At 65.6% G+C, this 15,247-nt stretch carries 16 protein-coding genes; 15 read left to right on the top strand and 1 reads right to left on the bottom strand.

Annotated elements, in window-relative coordinates:
- Positions 1-171 precede the first annotated feature (171 nt).
- From GEV02_RS20880 to GEV02_RS20860, 5 genes are all read left to right on the top strand, one after another.
- Positions 172-1,152 carry a hypothetical protein gene (locus tag GEV02_RS20880; RefSeq protein WP_152839906.1) on the top strand — a complete coding sequence of 327 codons (981 nt, stop codon included), beginning with the start codon at positions 172-174 and terminating at the stop codon, positions 1,150-1,152.
- A 107-nt stretch (positions 1,153-1,259) separates the two neighbouring features.
- Positions 1,260-4,028, top strand: a complete 2,769-nt coding sequence (locus GEV02_RS20875; RefSeq protein ID WP_235922866.1) for a ribonucleoside-diphosphate reductase subunit alpha — start codon at positions 1,260-1,262, stop codon at positions 4,026-4,028.
- Positions 4,029-4,086: 58 nt separating this feature from the next.
- Complete coding sequence (locus tag GEV02_RS20870; RefSeq protein ID WP_152839904.1) at positions 4,087-5,139, top strand: ribonucleotide-diphosphate reductase subunit beta; 1,053 nt, start codon at positions 4,087-4,089, stop codon at positions 5,137-5,139.
- Positions 5,140-5,225: 86 nt separating this feature from the next.
- A complete protein-coding gene (locus GEV02_RS20865; protein WP_152839903.1) occupies positions 5,226-5,780 on the top strand; it encodes a hypothetical protein in 555 nt (184 codons plus the stop codon).
- A gap of 649 nt (positions 5,781-6,429) precedes the next feature.
- Entirely contained in the window at positions 6,430-7,098 is a 669-nt protein-coding gene (locus GEV02_RS20860) for a hypothetical protein (protein WP_152839902.1), read from the top strand.
- A 30-nt stretch (positions 7,099-7,128) separates the two neighbouring features.
- Here GEV02_RS20860 and GEV02_RS20855 read toward each other — a convergent pair whose 3' ends face one another.
- The gene (locus tag GEV02_RS20855) at positions 7,129-7,341 is read right to left on the bottom strand and encodes a hypothetical protein (protein ID WP_152839901.1); all 213 of its coding nucleotides are present in this window, start codon (positions 7,339-7,341) and stop codon (positions 7,129-7,131) included.
- Between the two features lie 189 nt (positions 7,342-7,530).
- On the opposite strand from GEV02_RS20855, the gene GEV02_RS20850 reads away from it, so the two are divergent.
- The 10 genes from GEV02_RS20850 (at position 7,531) to GEV02_RS32975 (ending at position 15,233) form a co-directional block, all read left to right on the top strand.
- On the top strand, positions 7,531-8,013 hold the full coding sequence (locus tag GEV02_RS20850; RefSeq protein WP_152839900.1) for a JAB domain-containing protein: 483 nt from the start codon (positions 7,531-7,533) through the stop codon (positions 8,011-8,013).
- A 1,039-nt stretch (positions 8,014-9,052) separates the two neighbouring features.
- On the top strand, positions 9,053-9,583 hold the full coding sequence (locus GEV02_RS20845; protein WP_152839899.1) for a transglycosylase SLT domain-containing protein: 531 nt from the start codon (positions 9,053-9,055) through the stop codon (positions 9,581-9,583).
- A 311-nt stretch (positions 9,584-9,894) separates the two neighbouring features.
- Positions 9,895-10,269 (top strand): OmpA family protein, encoded by a 375-nt coding sequence (locus tag GEV02_RS32980; RefSeq protein WP_174999229.1) that lies wholly within the window; start codon positions 9,895-9,897, stop codon positions 10,267-10,269.
- A 187-nt stretch (positions 10,270-10,456) separates the two neighbouring features.
- A complete protein-coding gene (locus GEV02_RS20835) occupies positions 10,457-10,834 on the top strand; it encodes a hypothetical protein (RefSeq protein ID WP_152839897.1) in 378 nt (125 codons plus the stop codon).
- 28 nt (positions 10,835-10,862) lie between these two features.
- Positions 10,863-11,162 (top strand): type IV conjugative transfer system protein TraL, encoded by a 300-nt coding sequence (traL, locus tag GEV02_RS20830; RefSeq protein ID WP_152839896.1) that lies wholly within the window; start codon positions 10,863-10,865, stop codon positions 11,160-11,162.
- 10 nt (positions 11,163-11,172) lie between these two features.
- Positions 11,173-11,742 (top strand): type IV conjugative transfer system protein TraE, encoded by a 570-nt coding sequence (gene traE, locus GEV02_RS20825; RefSeq protein WP_152839895.1) that lies wholly within the window; start codon positions 11,173-11,175, stop codon positions 11,740-11,742.
- Entirely contained in the window at positions 11,729-12,532 is an 804-nt protein-coding gene (locus tag GEV02_RS20820) for a TraK domain-containing protein (protein ID WP_152839894.1), read from the top strand. Before traE ends, GEV02_RS20820 begins: the two co-directional genes overlap by 14 nt.
- Entirely contained in the window at positions 12,529-13,854 is a 1,326-nt protein-coding gene (locus tag GEV02_RS20815) for a TraB/VirB10 family protein (RefSeq protein ID WP_152839893.1), read from the top strand. The genes GEV02_RS20820 and GEV02_RS20815 overlap by 4 nt, the downstream gene beginning before the upstream one ends.
- Positions 13,844-14,620 carry a DsbC family protein gene (locus tag GEV02_RS20810; RefSeq protein ID WP_174999227.1) on the top strand — a complete coding sequence of 259 codons (777 nt, stop codon included), beginning with the start codon at positions 13,844-13,846 and terminating at the stop codon, positions 14,618-14,620. Before GEV02_RS20815 ends, GEV02_RS20810 begins: the two co-directional genes overlap by 11 nt.
- Positions 14,604-15,233 (top strand): TraV family lipoprotein, encoded by a 630-nt coding sequence (locus GEV02_RS32975; protein WP_174999225.1) that lies wholly within the window; start codon positions 14,604-14,606, stop codon positions 15,231-15,233. Before GEV02_RS20810 ends, GEV02_RS32975 begins: the two co-directional genes overlap by 17 nt.
- Positions 15,234-15,247: the final 14 nt, after the last annotated feature.

Raw genomic sequence — 15,247 nt, 5'->3', positions numbered from 1 at the left:
ACGGCAAGCCGGCACTGGTTGCCTGCTGCCTCGTCCCCAGAGCGAGTGACGTAGCCATTGCGGCGCCATAGTGACGGACGGCCCAGAGGCCGCGCGGCTTCGCTTGGCGCAGTTCTTATTCGAAGCGGTAGCGGCCATCCGGCCCTGCCACCACCCCCAAGGAGAAAGATCATGGATAGACCCATGGAGAAAGTGCTCGTCCAGACCAAGCAGGTCGCGGCCAGTCTGGTCGCGCTGGATCATCGGATTGAGCGGCTGCAGATGGATAGCGGATACGAGGCGTGTGCGAGCGGGTTGCCGCCGGACGACTTCAACATCGTGCCGCTCCAGGCCCAGGCGCGCGAGATGCGCAACCAGCTGCGTGCGCTGCTGGCGGTCGATGGCAGCCCACTGCGTGCGCTGCTGTGCTGCTGCTGCAATGCCAGCACGCTGGGGCGCCACTGGTATGCGTTGGCCAAGGGATACGGCTTGTGCGCAAGCTGCGCATATTCCCGTACAGCCGGTCGTTCGGACGCCGAAATGTTCTGCGACTTCGGCATCGAAGGCGTGCACTACGGCTTGTGTCACGCGCCCGATGAGGGTATGCGCAGCCTGCGTCCGGCCCGCGTGTTGCGGTTGTTGCGCGACGCATTGATCGATGCCCGGGAATGCATCCGCGGGCGCCAGCGGGTCGATTACTTCGAGCAGGTCATCAGCGAAACCCGGCTGGTTGAACTGCCGGAGTTGTTCTACGACCAGCAGGCGCAGAGCGACCGCCTCGATTTTGCCGTGCTGCTGCTGGCCGGCTGGGAGTTGCGGGAAGCGACCCTGGCCCATGACGCCCTGGTGGCGGGGACAGTGTGTCCGTCTGGATTGATGGATCGCGCGGCACAGGTGGCCTACACCGAACTGACGCCGGCGGCGCGGCGATATTTTGCCGAGCGTGTCGCGGATACGGTTGCCAGTCCGCTGACCGGGGGCTGGCAGGACGTGTCCGAAGCCGACAGGGCCTTGCTGATTGACGGCGGCCTGGCGTGGTGGAGCGGCAGGACACTGATGCTGACCGCCTTTGGCCGCTGGGCCTACGGGGTCGAAACGGTTGCCAACCGGAGCCGGCTTGCGTTGGGCACGGCTGGCCCGCAGGACGTTCACGCAGTGCAGGAAGTGCAGTAAAGCGCGGCCATTTCCGCGCAACGGCCTGCGGCCGTGCCGGTTCCTGTGCAGGAACAATGTCGGCCGCAGTCACCTCCCTACGATGCAAATTTTATAGGAGAAAGATCATGAGTGAGCAAACCATGGAATTGCGCCGCACCGCCCTGGTGCTCAAGCGCGACGGATCGGTGGTGCGTTACGACGCGAGCAAGATCCGTCGGGCGCTGGAGTGCGCCTTTTTGAACGACGAGAACGGCGTGGCCTGGGTCGGCGGGCAGTCTGTGCTGGCGCAGTCGCAGATGGCGCAGATCGACGAGCTGGTTGAGCACGTTGACTCGGCGCTGGCCGCGCGGCCCGAGAAGTCGGTGCCCATCGAGGAGATACAGGATCTGGTCGAGCAAGCCCTGATGCACCACTCGGAGCATCGGATTGCTCGCGGCTACGTGCTCTACCGGGCCGCCCGCAAGGCGGCGCGGACCGACGGCACCCATCGTCAGCGAGTCACGCTCAGGCTGGCTGATGGCGCTTCGCTGTCGCTTCACGAGTTGGAAGCGCGGGTGGCCGATTGCGCCAGCAAGCTACCGATGGTGGACATCAAACGCGTAGCCGGCGCCGCATTGCGCGACTTGTTCGACGGCGCCGGCGCCGCCGATGTGGACCGCGCATTGCTGCTGGCGGCGCGCTCGTTGATGGAGACCGATCCCGAATACGACCAGCTGGCGGCAGGCCTGCTGCTCGGCTCGATCCAGCGCGAGGTGCTGGGCGAGGTGCAGGACCAGCGCGGCGCGCGCGCCGCCTACCGCGACCACTTCCCGCGCTACATCGCCTGGGCCGTAGACGCCGGCCTGCTGGACGCGCGCATGAAGCAGTTCGACTGCGGCCGCTTGGCGCAGCGGCTGTGCCCCGAGCGGGACGGGCTGTTCCGCTACCTCGGCTTGCAGACTTTGCACGACCGCTACCTGCAGCGTGACGGCGAGCGCTTGCTGGAACACCCGCAGGCCATGTTCATGCGTATCGCCATGGGGCTCGCGATCGGTGAAGCCGATCGGGAATTCTGGGCGATTGAGTTCTACCAGGTGTTGTCGCGGCTGGAGTTTCTGCCATCGACGCCGACGCTGTTCAACGCCGGAACCGCGCGGCCGCAGCTGGCCTCGTGTTTTTTGACCACGGTGCCGGACGACCTGGAAGGGATCTATGACGCCATCAAGGAAAACGCGCTGCTGGCCAAGTACTCCGGCGGCCTCGGCAACGACTGGACGCCGGTGCGCGCGATGGGCAGTCGCATCAAGGGCACGAACGGCAAGTCGCAGGGCGTGGTGCCGTTCCTGAAGGTGGTCAACGACACCGCGGTGGCGGTCAACCAGGGAGGCAAGCGCCAGGGCGCTGTCTGTGCCTATCTGGAGACGTGGCACATGGACATTGAACAGTTCCTGGAACTGCGCAAGAACGTCGGCGACGACCGGCGCCGCACCCACGACATGAACACCGCCGGGTGGATACCCGACCTGTTCATGAAGCGCGTGCTGGGCAACAGCAACTGGACGCTGTTCTCGCCATCCGACGTGCCGGACTTGCATGACCTGTACGGCAAGGCGTTCGACGAAGCATACCAGCGCTACGAGCGGCTCGCGGCCAGGGGGGCGATCGACTCCAGGACCGTGGCCGCCAAGGATCTGTGGCGCAAGATGCTCACCATGCTGTATGAGACCGGCCATCCTTGGATCACGTTCAAGGATCCGTGCAATGTCCGCAACCCGCAGCAGCACGCCGGCGTGGTGCACAGTTCCAACCTCTGCACCGAGGTCACTCTCAACACCTGCGCCGACGAAGTCGCCGTATGCAACTTGGGTTCGGTCAACCTGGTGGTCCACCTGGTGGGTGGCAAGTACGACTTCAACTGCCTGCGCAGGACCATCTCGGTGGCGATGAGGATGTTGGACAACAGCATCGACCTGAACCTGTACACGGTCGACAAGGCTGGCCGCGCCAATCAGTTGCACCGTCCGGTGGGTCTGGGGATGATGGGGTTCCAGGATGTGCTGCACGCTACAGGGATTGCTTATGGCAGCCCGACAGCGGTGGCGGAGGCGGACAGTCTGACCGAGATGTTCTGCTATTTCGCCTACTGGGCCTCGACCGAATTGGCCGAGGAGAGGGGAAGATACGGCAGCTACGCCGGCTCATTATGGGACAAGGGCGTCTTGCCCCGCGACACGCTGGATTGGCTGGCGGCGGAGCGCGGCGCCGACCTGCTCGACGTCGACCGGGAAAGCTATGCGGCCTGTAACTACGGGGCGTTGCTGGACCGGATACGCGCGTTTGGCATGCGCAATTCGAACTGCGTCGCCATCGCGCCCACGGCGACCATCGCCAACATCGCCGGGGTGTCGCCCTCGAACGAGCCAGCGTTCCAGCAACTGTACGTGAAGTCCAACCTGTTCGGCGAATTCACCGAGCTCAATCAGTATCTGGTGCGGGACCTGAAATATCACGGCTTGTGGGACGCTGCGATGGTGGCGGACCTGAAGCATTACGACGGCAGCGTCGCCAACATCGAGCGGGTGCCCAAGCATTTGAAGGAGATCTATCGCACCGCGTTCGAGACTGATCCGCGCTGGCTGGTGGAGGCCGCCGCGCGGCGCCAGAAATGGGTCGACCAGGCGCAGTCGTTGACCTTGTATGTGGTTCAGCCGAGCGGCAGCCAGCTCGACGAGCTGTATGGCCTGGCCTGGCGCCGCGGGTTGAAGACGACCTATTACTTGCGCGTGGTCCAGGCCAGCGGCGTCGACAAGTCGACCGGCCGCGCCGGCGGCTTGAATGCCGTGCCGGTCACGCAAGGCATTCAATGTGCGCTCGGGCGTGGCGAGGACGGCGGGCCGTGCGAGGCTTGCCAGTAGCGACAGCAACACCGGTGCGGCCATGTGGCCGCGCCACAACCCTTAACAGGAGCAGATCATGACAACTGCAACAGACGGGCTGTCCGTGCCCGGGTCACGGGTGGACGCCGAAGACAAGCGGGTGATCAATGGCAAAACCGACGTCAACCAGCTGGTGCCGTTCAAGTACCACTGGGCGTGGGACAAATACCTGGCCGGTTGCGCCAATCACTGGATGCCGCAGGAAGTGAATATGCAGCGCGACATCCAGCTGTGGCGGGACCCGGCCGGACTGACCGATGACGAGCGCCTGATCGTCAAGCGTAATCTCGGCTTCTTTGTGACGGCCGATTCGCTGGCCGCCAACAACATTGTGCTCGGCACCTACCGCCATATCACAGCGCCGGAGTGTCGTCAGTACTTGTTGCGCCAAGCCTTCGAGGAGGCCATCCACACCCACGCCTATCTGTACATCGTCGAGTCATTGGGGCTCGATGAGGGGGAAATCTTCAACGCCTACCGGGAAGTGCCGGCCATACGGGACAAGGACCAGTTCCTGCTGCCCTTTATCGCGACGCTGACCGACCCTGCGTTTGCCACCGGTACACCGGCCAGCGACCAGGCGTTGCTGAAGTCGCTGGTGGTGTTCGCGTGCCTGATGGAAGGTCTGTTCTTCTATGTGGGCTTTGCGCAGATCCTCGCCTTGGGACGGCAGAACAAGATGACAGGAGCGGCCGAGCAGTACCAGTACATCCTGCGTGACGAGTCGATGCACTGCAACTTCGGTATCGACCTAGTGAATACGATCAAGCTGGAGAATCCACAGCTGTGGACACCGGGGTTCCAGGCCGAACTGCGTTCCTTGTTTGCCGATGCGGTGCAGCTGGAATACCGCTATGCGGTCGACACCATGCCGCGCGGCGTGCTGGGTTTGAATGCCTGGATGTTCAAGGACTATGTGTGCTTTGTGGCCAACCGCCGCGCCCAGCAAGTCGGGCTGGGCGACTTGTACCCCCAGGCGCGCAACCCCTTCCTGTGGATGAGTGAAATGGTGGACCTGAAGAAGGAGCGCAACTACTTCGAGACTCGGGTGGTCGAGTACCAGAGCAATGTCGGTCTGGCCTGGGACTGAAGTCTGCACTGCGACCCGTATCGGATTGTGTGTAAGGGGCCGGTGCAGCCGCACCGGCCTTCCCTCTATACCGAAAGGAATTGATCATGTATCAGCATATGCAAATCGTGGTGTATGGACCGGTCATGCCTGAGCATGCCGATGGCTCGATGCTGGGTGAGTTGCTGCGCGCGGTGGCTGCGGACGTCGAGCAAGGCGAGCCTGGCGGACAGGTGGCGGTGCTGTCGCTGGACGGCGGCCAGACCACCTATGAATGGCGGCATCGGCGCTGCGAACTGCGCGAGCCGCCGCAGGCGGTCTACGCCAGCGCCGCCGCGCGGCAGCTTCCCGCCGGCCTTTATTTCGCGCTGTTCCATGGGCGCGACAGGATCGACCAGGCGATGGACGATTGGGGCTACGACGGCCCCATGCTGCCCATTCTGGCATACCACGTAACCTATAACACCACCGTGCGCGTGCGCCTCCCAACCCTGGACGAGGCCGCCCACTTCGCCGAGCAGTGCGGTATCGCCGCCAGCGAAGTGGATGAATGGGTGGACGTAGCGATGGTTGATGGACTGGTCCAATACGGAGGCAAGTACTACGGGGATTGGACGGTGTTCCTGCACCGCCCTGATGACGCGCCTGGTACCGCGAACTGACGTCGCATGTCCCCAAGAAATGCGGCGCAGCCGGTTGCCGTTGGCGGCCGGCTGCGTCTAGACTGCAGGAGCACTTTGCGGAGTCATTCCGCTCCAACCTTTGTACTGGCACGACGGTCGCCGGTGCCGAGTTCGCCGTTCAGGCGACGCTGCGCGCGATACCCGTATTAAAGCACCGTCCTCGATATCGCCAAAGTTGTAGTTCTGCATGTCGTTGCGTGCGTCGCCTCCGGCGGACACGTCACGCTCTTCACACCCGGCTTCCGGGTGCCCACCAGCGGGATACCGTTTCCCGCCTTGGGATCGGTGCGTCTCGCATTTATCAGGAGATCATCATGTTCCCATGCAACGTTTCCAATATTGGTGTGCGCTGTGCTTTGCTCGGAGGAGGCGGGCTGCCGCGCCCGCGTACGCCGCGGCGTCCGTGCTGTCTGCTGCTGGCTGGATTCGCCGTGTTCGCTCCATCGCCGAGCCGGTCCAGTCGGAGCCGGCCGCGCGGCTGGCTGCGGGGCGCGGCGATCCGTCGTAGTCGCCTGGACGGCCGCATGTCGTCTTCGCTGTGTTGATGCACCCGGTCATATCCCAGCAAGTCCCAACCGTCCCGGCAGCCATGCCGGACGCCATTCCATCGTTATGAGAGGAGCTAGTCATGAATTTAGAACGCGAAAGAAAAGTGGCCGACCTTGATTCCTACGGCCCGGACCCACGCACCCGCATCAGTCTGTCGGTTCCGGTGTTCAAAGAGCTGATGGGCAAGAACGGTCTGGCATTCGGCCAGCTGGAGACGCCGCTGCTGGCGCGACTGGAGCAGCAGCAATGGCGGCAGTTGTACCGGATGGTGCAGCACCCGGCGGATTGCGTCGAGCTGCTCCGCCTGTTCGGCGCGGACCCTGAGCTGCGTGCCCAGGTGCCGGCGCTCTACCTGACCGCCACCATGAACGCGGGCCGCTTCATGCGCAAGCAACGCCGCTGGGCAGCCCTGGCCGACATGGTCAAGGCGCCATGGCGCTGGCTGATGGACCGGCGTTCCCCCTACGGCACTTCCAGTGATCAGGATCCTGCCCAGGACTTGCTGCTGAAGTTGATGGCCGATCCCGAACTTGCCGATCGGTTGGTGATGGGGGGGCTAGGAAGCAAGGGCACTCAGCCCAAGCGTGCGAGGTCGGCTGCCGGTGCCCGCAGGGCCGCGACCGCGCCCAGCGCCGCTGCCGGCGACGTGGTTGAAGCAACCGCGGCGGCATCTGCTACGGCGGCGGCTCCGTCCGGTGGTGGTGCATCAACGGCGGAAGCGGCGCCGCGCCAGGCCGATAGGCGCTGACGCGTAGACGGACCGGGGTAACCCGGCCCGTCATGCCGCCAGGATTTCCGCGACCACGTCGTCGATCAGCCAAAACAGGGCCCTCCGGCTGGTACTTGGCATTGGAAAGCGTCGTTTTGCCTGGTCCACATAGGAGGCCAGCTCGTCGATGGTCTTGATGGTAGGCGGGGTGCAATTGGTCACCTTGGCCAGCAGGGAAATCTCCCTGGGCGTCAGGCGGATAAATTGGTTGAGTCGCAACATGGTGTGATGCTCCAATTCGTGGGTCCGGATGTTGGGGACCATGAGCAGAATATACCTGTGGCGATTACGGTTCAAGTGTGGCCTGGCGATTTCTCAACAAACGCAACAATGCTGGCCGGCTTGTGGTGTATGTAGATAACTCATGCGCCGCGGCCGACCCAGGCCCCGGCGCGCTTGAAAGGAACGTTGATGATTGCAATGCAGGTGTGCGAGCGTGGCGAGGCCGCGTCGGAAAGCGCTGTGATAAGCAATGCGCTGGATATCTTGCGCCGGCGTGTGGTGCGTCCGGCTTCGGCGGTGCTCAGGGTGGATGAACTGGGTGACTATCTGCACCTGATGCTGGCAGCGGAAACACGGCGCGTGGTGTGCGTGGCCTGGTTGAACCGCCGCCGGCAGGTGTTGTGGTGCGGTCCGCTGTTTCATGGCGACGTCGATCATTGCTCGGTGTATCCGCGCGAGGTGGTGCGCGAAGCGTTGCGGCACAATGCCACGCAGGCGGTGCTGGCGTTCAGCGAGCCCACCGATCCCGAGCAGCCGGACGCAGCTGCCGTGGCGCAGTTCGCTGCCGTGCGCGATGCGCTGGGACTGCTAGGCATCGTGGTTCTCGATTGCCTGATGATCACTTCCAGCAAGCGGGTTTCGCTGGTCGATGAAGGACTGAGTTGCCTGTGATCAGGACGTGCGGCCGATCTGGTCGCCAAGCCAACCCCGCGTTCGCCACGATCGCGGGTTTTTTTATGCCTACGCCAAGTGCGCAACCACGGTGAACGCTGGGCGCAAGGGGGGGGAAGGTTGAGCGAGATCAATAGCCCGGCGCTGGTCAAACGGTGAACCAGCCTGGGGATGCCGTTTCCGCATCGTTGGTTTTGTAGTAGAACATGGCGGCGCAAACTAAATGGGGCAACGATACGCGCCGGCCGGCCGTTTGTGGCCGGTCTGGCGGTGCGACTCGGCGAGGCCGTGCTGCGCCCCGGAAGGCGGCGCTCCGTCATGGCCGGCAGGACGCAGCGCGGCGTCGACCTTGTATCCGGAACGACTGCGGAGGGCCGAAGCGAACCTAAAAAGCCGCAACCGTCAGGTGATGCCGCGTGTCGGCGGCATGGCCGCTAGCGCGGTGCTGGTGGAGATCGACAGTGCCGTCCGGGGTTCTTCCTCGCGTGCAGCGTTGTCTCGCCACGCCGTGTGCGCGGCGCCCGGATCGCCGGCGTTTTCAGGATATGGCGATGCACGCGAGCGCCCCGGCTTTGCGCCTGGTCGCCGCGGGAACGCACAACGCATGGCCGGTGCGCTGACGCGGCTCGGCATGCCGTGATCGCGCGGCCCGGCGCTGTGATGCGCGGCGCTCTGCCGACGTCTGGCCCGGTAAGGCTGCGCCTGTCCGCTTCAGCATGGTACGCCCGCCGATCGCAGCCGCGCGGAGTGTTGGTCTCCGACGCCGGCGACATGCTTGCGTTGTCTCCTTTGATGAGCCAGGGCGGATGCGCAGTTCCGCGCAGCGATGCAGTGGGCATACTCGGAGCCCCGCCGCCGGGCGGGGCTGGTAGCAGCCGAGGCGGGCTGCGTCCAGCCAATACCCGGTCCGAATCGGGGCCGGTATCAGAGTGTGTTCCCTGTCAGCGTTGACTATGCTGAACCCCTGTTTTTTCAATGGGCCCGCCCGCTTGAGCGGCTATCCATTGCCGCACCGGCCAGTCCGGAAGGGGAGATCGTCATGTTGCGCTATCTCGTGATTGTGCTGTTACTGCTACGTGCGGGCAGCGCGTGCGCGTGCTGGGATCGGGCGGGTCACCAGCACGGGATCGCGCCGCTGTTGCTCTACGCCGTCGCCCAGGCCGAATCGGGAGCCAACCCGCGCCTGGTGCACCACAACGACGGGCCGGGGGCCGGCACACGGGACATCGGCGCGATGCAGATTAACAGCGGAAACCTGCCGGCGTTGCGTGGTCGCGGCATCAATGAAGCACGCTTGCTGGACCTGTGCACCAATGTCGATGTTGGCGCCGGCATCCTGGCGGAGCGGATCCAGCGCTTCGGCCTGAGCTGGGAAGCCGTCGGCGCCTATAACGCCTCGTGCGTCAGGCTGACGGGCGACGCGTGCCGGCGCGCTCGCAGCGCCTATGCCTGGCGCGTCTACCGCCAACTGCAGCGCCTGCGCCGCGGCAGCGCCGTCCAACTCGCCGCGTACGCGGGGTCACAGCCCGCTACTGTGGCAGGCCCGCTGCTGCAAGTGAGCCTGCCATGAAACTCCTGCGCGTCGCCATGGGAGTGGCAGTTCTGGCCTGGCTGTTTTCGCTGGCTGGCTGTGCCCACCGTTCCGGCAAACCCGGTACCGAGCAAGCTACGGCAGCCGCGCCTCAGGGGCGTGCAGCGATCGGCCAGATGATCGTGGACGGTCAGCCCAAATTTGTCTTGTGCGGCGACGCGTGTCCGCAACGCACTCAAAAATACCTTGAAGACGCGCCCGCTGACCTGCCGGCACAGGCCGAGTCAACGTCTCCCCCGCCCTTGCCTACGGCTCCGGAGGACGCAGCTGAGCTCGCGCCCGATCTGCACTTGTATTTTCCGTTCAACTCGTCGCGGCTGTCGCCACAGGCCCTGAACCAGCTGGAAGCGTATGCGGCTCAGTTGGGCCGCGCCCGAGCGCTGCAGTTGCATGCCTGCGCCGACGGCGTGGGGGGACGGCGCGCCAACGCCAGCGTCGCCCACCAGAGGGCGCAGGCAGTGCGTCGCTGGCTGGCCGCCGCATTGCCGCGCCTGGCCGTGGTGGTGGTGACGAATCGCCATCCGGGCGAGTGCTATGTGGCGTCGAACCGCAGCGAAAACGGGCGCAGCTTGAACCGGCGTGTCGATCTGGGCGTGGCGTCGCCAGGGCTCGCACCCGAGCACACGACATCCATGCTGGCGACCCGTCAGGTTCGCCGCAAGTAGCAGTTGACCACGCGGCAGCCCCAGCATCGATCTGCCGTAGTTTGAAATGCAGCGATGAAGCATATAGAGCGAATGCCGCAACCGTGGGCTCGTGGACCTCCACCGGCGCCCCCGGCTGCGCCGCGGCCGGGGGCAGACAGGGATCGCCCCGAGCTGACTTACTACGATTATTCGAAAGGAAAACACTATGAACGCAATCGCAATCCGCGCCGGCCGCAGTGCCGCGCCTGCCACTGGCGGCATCAGTCGCCGCGCCATTGGCGTCTTTGTCACCCTGCTGCTGTCGTTGGCGGCGGTCGTGCCCTCGTTCGCAATCGACTTCACCACGCTGGCTTCGATGGGCGGGCCGCTGGGTACCGCGCTGTCCACACTGGCCGGCATGGAAACCGGCGTTAAGGCCATCATCGGCTTCATCGGCTTCGTCGTTGCGCTGATTTCGCTGGCTGCCCTGCGCAATCTGAGTCCGGTGCTGTTCTTTGTCGGCCTGGCGATCTTCGGCGGCGTGGGGCTGGCGATCGCCGGCGCCATCATGGGCGTGGACGTCGGCACGCTGGCATCGATGTAAGCGGCCCACCGGTCAGGGGAGAACAGCGATGAGTGCGGATGGTTATACACCGGGGCGCCTGGACGACCAGTGGAAGCTGGGATTCTGGGACATCGATGTGGCGTTGCCTGTGTTGATCGGGATCTTCCTTGGCTGGCTTTCTGGCAGCAAGACGGGCTTTTGTTGCCTGCTGGGCGGCTCGATGCTGGTATCGCGTTGGCTGGCCCGCAAGAAAGGGGACAAGCACAGTGCGTTTATTTTGCACTGGTTGTTCTGGAACCTGCCCCCGACCCCGATGACGTACTTGACATGCAGCCCACCGTCGGCGCTGCGGCGCATGGTGGGCTGAGGAGGCGAGCATGAATCCCGACCAGTTGACCCGCGATATGCGCGAGCTGCGGCTGCGGGCCGCGCGCCTTGGCATTTTGAGCCTGGTGCTGGCGGTGGCGGTACTGGTGTTGGGCTTGGTGGTCCTGCGCACGCTTGGGATGCAGCGCACCGTCGTGACGCCGCCGACGGTGTCGCGCGAGTTCTGGGTCAGCCACGACCGGGTCAGCGCCGACTACCTGCAGATGATGGCCGAATTCGTTTGCGGCCTGGTACTCGATGTGACGCCAGAGTCGGTGAGCTGGAAGAAGAAGGCATTGTTGCCGCTGGTGGCGCCCGAGAGCAGCGCCGGGTTCTCGATGCGGATGGACCGCGAAGCCGAGCGGCTGAAAAAGATGAATGGTTCGACCTATTTCAGCGCCCAGACCTACGACGCCGACGAGGACGCGCAAAGCGTGCGGGCGACCGGCATTTTGCACACCCAAATCAACGGCCATGAGACGACGCCGCGGCAGGTCACCTACCTGATCGAGTTCGACTACCGCGGCGGGCGCGAGCACCTGGCTCGCTTTTCCGAGGAGGAAGCACATGAAAAGCGTTAGAGATTGCCTGCTGCCGGCACTGCTGGCCGGTGGCGCGGCGGCGGCATACGCCGCCGGGGGGCCGCAGACACTCGATGTCAGCGACGGCGTCACCGTCGAAGCCAGGATTTCCAGCCAGGGACCGACCAGGATCAGGGTGGAGGGAGCGCGCATCCAGGATGTGATCGGGAACGTCTACGCCAGCAGCTGCAGCGCGCGGCAGAATGATCCGTCCGGACTGGCCGCCGCGCAGAACAACGCGGCCATCAACCCCGGCGGGGAATTCATCCTGGGCTGCGACGCGGCCAAGGGGGAGGTCTACCTGCGGCCTGTGGCGGCGGGCGCGAAACCGATCAGTCTGTTTATTGCCACCGACCGCGCCACCTACACCATGCTGCTGACCCGCACGGACAGCGCTGCCGAGACCATCGTGCTGCGCGACAAGGACCAGCCGCCCCGCCCGGCGCGCGGATCGCAGTCCGCTGCGCGCGGCGGCGACTACGTGCGCGGCCTGAAGGCCATGCTGCTGGCCCTGGCGGCGGCCGAACTGCCGGACGCCGTCAGCGAGCGCCGCCTGCAGGAGCCGCAGCAGTTGTGGCGGGGCGCGGGCCTGGTGCTCGAGCGCACGCTGTCAGGCTACGACTTGGCGGGCGACCACTATACGCTGACCAACCTGGGGCCGGCGCCGATGGTGTTGGCCGAGCAGGAATTCGACCGCGACGATGTGCTCGCTGTGTCGATCGAATCGCTGACCTTGCGCCCAGGCGAGAGCACCTCGGTATTCATCATCCGCAGCGGGAGCCAACCATGACAATGCGTTCACGCCTATCCGAGTCGGTGGCGCGCCTGCCGGTGAAGCATCGCCAGTATCTGCTGGCGGCCCTGTTGTGCTGCGTCGGCGTCGGCGCGCTGTATGTCACGATCTGGCTGGGTACGCCTGCCAGGACCGAGCGTGGTGCCTCCGCGCCGCGCAAGAGTGCGCGCGGCCACAGCGTGGCCAAGGTGCTGGCGCCCGGCTCGATCAGTCCGGAAGAGGAGTGGCTGGGAACGGCGGGCCGCAAGCTGGATCAGTTCGAGACTGAACGTCAGGACCAGGAGCGGCGCAACACCGAGAACAAGGCATTCCAGGCCCAGGTGCTACAGCACTTCGCCGAGCTGGACAGGAAACAGGCCGAACAGGCGCAGAAGCTGGCGCAAGGTGGGGCGGCGCCACCTGCGCCGCCGTCACCTGCCCAGCCGCCCAGCCGCCCAGTGTCCACGCCTGCGCGGCCAGGCGGCTTCTCGATGCCGCCGGGCGCCCCGCCCGGCGCCGGCGGCGAGGACGGCGGCGGCCCCGGCGCAAACACCACACCGGTCGGCATCCAGCCGAACCTGACCAGGATAGCGGTGCCGGCCCCGGCGCCGGCGCCGGCCACCAGGAACGACAACGGCAAGGGCGAGCCGGTGCGCAGCTACCTGCCGGTCAGCTTTGCGCACGGCGTATTGCTCGGCGGGGTCGATGCGCCGACCGGCGGCCAATCGCAATCGAACCCCTTGCCGGTGATGATACGGCTGACCGACAACGCGGTGCTGCCGAACCGCTACCGCGCCCAGGTCAAGGAATGCCTGGTGGTGGCCTCGGTCTACGGCGACATCAGCTCGGAGCGGGCGTATGGCCGCACCGTCAACCTGTCCTGCATACGCCATGACGGGACGGCGCTGGAGGTTCCGATCAAGGGCAACCTGTATGGCGAGGACGGCAAGCTGGGCTTGCGGGGCAGGCTGGTGTCCAAGCAGGGCCAGCTGCTCGCCAATGCGCTGCGGGCCGGCATTGTCGGCGGCATCGGGCAGGGCTTTTCACAAAGCGGCACCACGTTCAGCAGCTCGCCCCTGGGCAGCGTGGCGACGCAGGGCGGAAGCGAAGCGGAATTGATGAAGCGCGGCGTGGCCAGCGGCGTCGGAAGAGCGTTGGACAACCTGGCGAACTACTACATTCGTCTGGCCGAACAGACGTTTCCCGTGATTGAGATCGATGGCGCGCGCGCCGTCGATGTTGCGTTGACCCAGGGCGTGCGGCTGGAAATGGATGCCGGCATCGATGGGGACGGCACCCCGGACGTACCGGAAGACCGGAGGGATACGTATGCAAAATAATAAGGCAAGGTTGACGGCTCTGATCGTGGGCGCACTGCTGTCGGGCGCCAATGCATGGGCGCGCCCCGAAGCGCAGCCGGAACAACAACTGCTGGCCCGCCTGCGCCGGCTCTACCCGGGTACGGTGTTCGACGCCGTGGCGCGCACGGCGATCCCTGACTGGTACCAGGTCACTATGGGCGCCAACACCGCCTACGTCCATCCGCGCCATTTGCGCTACCTGGTGTTCGGCACGCTGTTCGACGCCGATGCTCTGGCAGGAAGGCACAGCCACGCCGATGGTCGGGCCGGCGCCGACATCCCGGTGCTGCTGCCGCGCCTTGAGCAATTGCCCTTGGCAGACGCCGTCCTCACGCGCGGCGACGGCAGCGGACGGCGCATGGTGGTGTTCAGCGACCCCGCATGTCCGTATTGCCGTCAGCTGGAGCACATCCTCGACGACGTGAAGGACGTCAGCGTTTACACCTTCATGGTGCCGTTCCTGGGCCGCGAACTGTCCCATGCGATCTGGTGCTCGGCCGATCGGGCGGCGGCCTGGCGCCGTGCCCTGGCCGGTGAAAACGTCGCCGAACCTGCCGGCAGCGATGGCTGCAGCGATCCGCTCGAGCGCAATCTGGCGCTGGCGCGGCGCCTGCGTGTACAGGGAACCCCGACCTTGCTGTTCGGGGCCGGTGTGCGGCTCGACGGTGTCGCCGGCGGCGCGGAATTGGAGGCGGCGCTGCAGCGCGCCGCGCAGGAGGAGAGCGATCATGAAACCAAGCGTTAGTAGCGTCGGCGCCACGGCGCTCGTGCTGCTGGCAGGTTGCGGCGACCTGTCCGGACTCGGTGGCAGCGACCACTATGCGTGCAAGGCGCCGGAGGGCGTGCGCTGCGACTCGCTGGCCGGCAACTATGCGAACTCGCTGCACAACAACCTTCCCAGCCAGACCGCGGCCCGTAGCGGACCCGCGCCCGCGTCGCCCCAGCGCCGGCCGCCAGCAGCGGCGTCGTTGCTGGCGCCGCTCGCCGGCGAGCCAGGTGCCGTGCGCGCGCTGCGTTCCGATGAGCGTCTGCTGCGCCTGTGGATCAAGCGCTGGCGCGACCGGGACAATGACCTCTACGATGAGTCCTACCTGTATATGAAGGTCGAGAGCGGCCATTGGTTGATCGACGCAGCGCAGGAGCGCAGCGCGCAGCCCTACCGAGTCCTGCGCGCACCGCGGGGAAACGCCCCTGCCACAGTGCCGGCGACCGCGGTGACGACGCTGCCCGGGCCGGTCATGCCGCCCGCACTGCCTCCCCAGCTGCCGGGGGACATCAACGGCGCGCCGCCCCTGGCGCCGGAGCTGCCGGAGCCGCCGGCGCCGATGCTGCCGCCGGCGGCGACGCCTGGCCGCTGAAGCCTGCGTGGGAG

This window comes from Rugamonas aquatica (assembly GCF_009380215.1).
In the GTDB taxonomy this organism is placed as follows: domain Bacteria; phylum Pseudomonadota; class Gammaproteobacteria; order Burkholderiales; family Burkholderiaceae_D; genus Rugamonas; species Rugamonas aquatica_B.
This window is presented reverse-complemented; position numbering and strand designations above follow the sequence as displayed.

Excerpts from the sequence above, each read along its gene's own strand:
- GEV02_RS20870 (WP_152839904.1), top strand. The coding sequence starts at position 4,087 with ATGACAACTGCAACAGACGGGCTGTCCGTGCCCGGGTCACGGGTGGAC.
- traE (WP_152839895.1), top strand. The coding sequence starts at position 11,173 with ATGAATCCCGACCAGTTGACCCGCGATATGCGCGAGCTGCGGCTGCGG.
- traL (WP_152839896.1), top strand. The coding sequence starts at position 10,863 with ATGAGTGCGGATGGTTATACACCGGGGCGCCTGGACGACCAGTGGAAG.
- GEV02_RS20850 (WP_152839900.1), top strand. The coding sequence starts at position 7,531 with ATGATTGCAATGCAGGTGTGCGAGCGTGGCGAGGCCGCGTCGGAAAGC.
- GEV02_RS20880 (WP_152839906.1), top strand. The coding sequence starts at position 172 with ATGGATAGACCCATGGAGAAAGTGCTCGTCCAGACCAAGCAGGTCGCG.
- GEV02_RS20835 (WP_152839897.1), top strand. The coding sequence starts at position 10,457 with ATGAACGCAATCGCAATCCGCGCCGGCCGCAGTGCCGCGCCTGCCACT.
- GEV02_RS20875 (WP_235922866.1), top strand. The coding sequence starts at position 1,260 with ATGAGTGAGCAAACCATGGAATTGCGCCGCACCGCCCTGGTGCTCAAG.
- GEV02_RS20815 (WP_152839893.1), top strand. The coding sequence starts at position 12,529 with ATGACAATGCGTTCACGCCTATCCGAGTCGGTGGCGCGCCTGCCGGTG.
- GEV02_RS20845 (WP_152839899.1), top strand. The coding sequence starts at position 9,053 with ATGTTGCGCTATCTCGTGATTGTGCTGTTACTGCTACGTGCGGGCAGC.
- GEV02_RS20865 (WP_152839903.1), top strand. The coding sequence starts at position 5,226 with ATGTATCAGCATATGCAAATCGTGGTGTATGGACCGGTCATGCCTGAG.
- GEV02_RS20810 (WP_174999227.1), top strand. The coding sequence starts at position 13,844 with ATGCAAAATAATAAGGCAAGGTTGACGGCTCTGATCGTGGGCGCACTG.
- GEV02_RS20860 (WP_152839902.1), top strand. The coding sequence starts at position 6,430 with ATGAATTTAGAACGCGAAAGAAAAGTGGCCGACCTTGATTCCTACGGC.
- GEV02_RS20820 (WP_152839894.1), top strand. The coding sequence starts at position 11,729 with ATGAAAAGCGTTAGAGATTGCCTGCTGCCGGCACTGCTGGCCGGTGGC.
- GEV02_RS20855 (WP_152839901.1), bottom strand. The coding sequence starts at position 7,341 with ATGTTGCGACTCAACCAATTTATCCGCCTGACGCCCAGGGAGATTTCC.
- GEV02_RS32975 (WP_174999225.1), top strand. The coding sequence starts at position 14,604 with ATGAAACCAAGCGTTAGTAGCGTCGGCGCCACGGCGCTCGTGCTGCTG.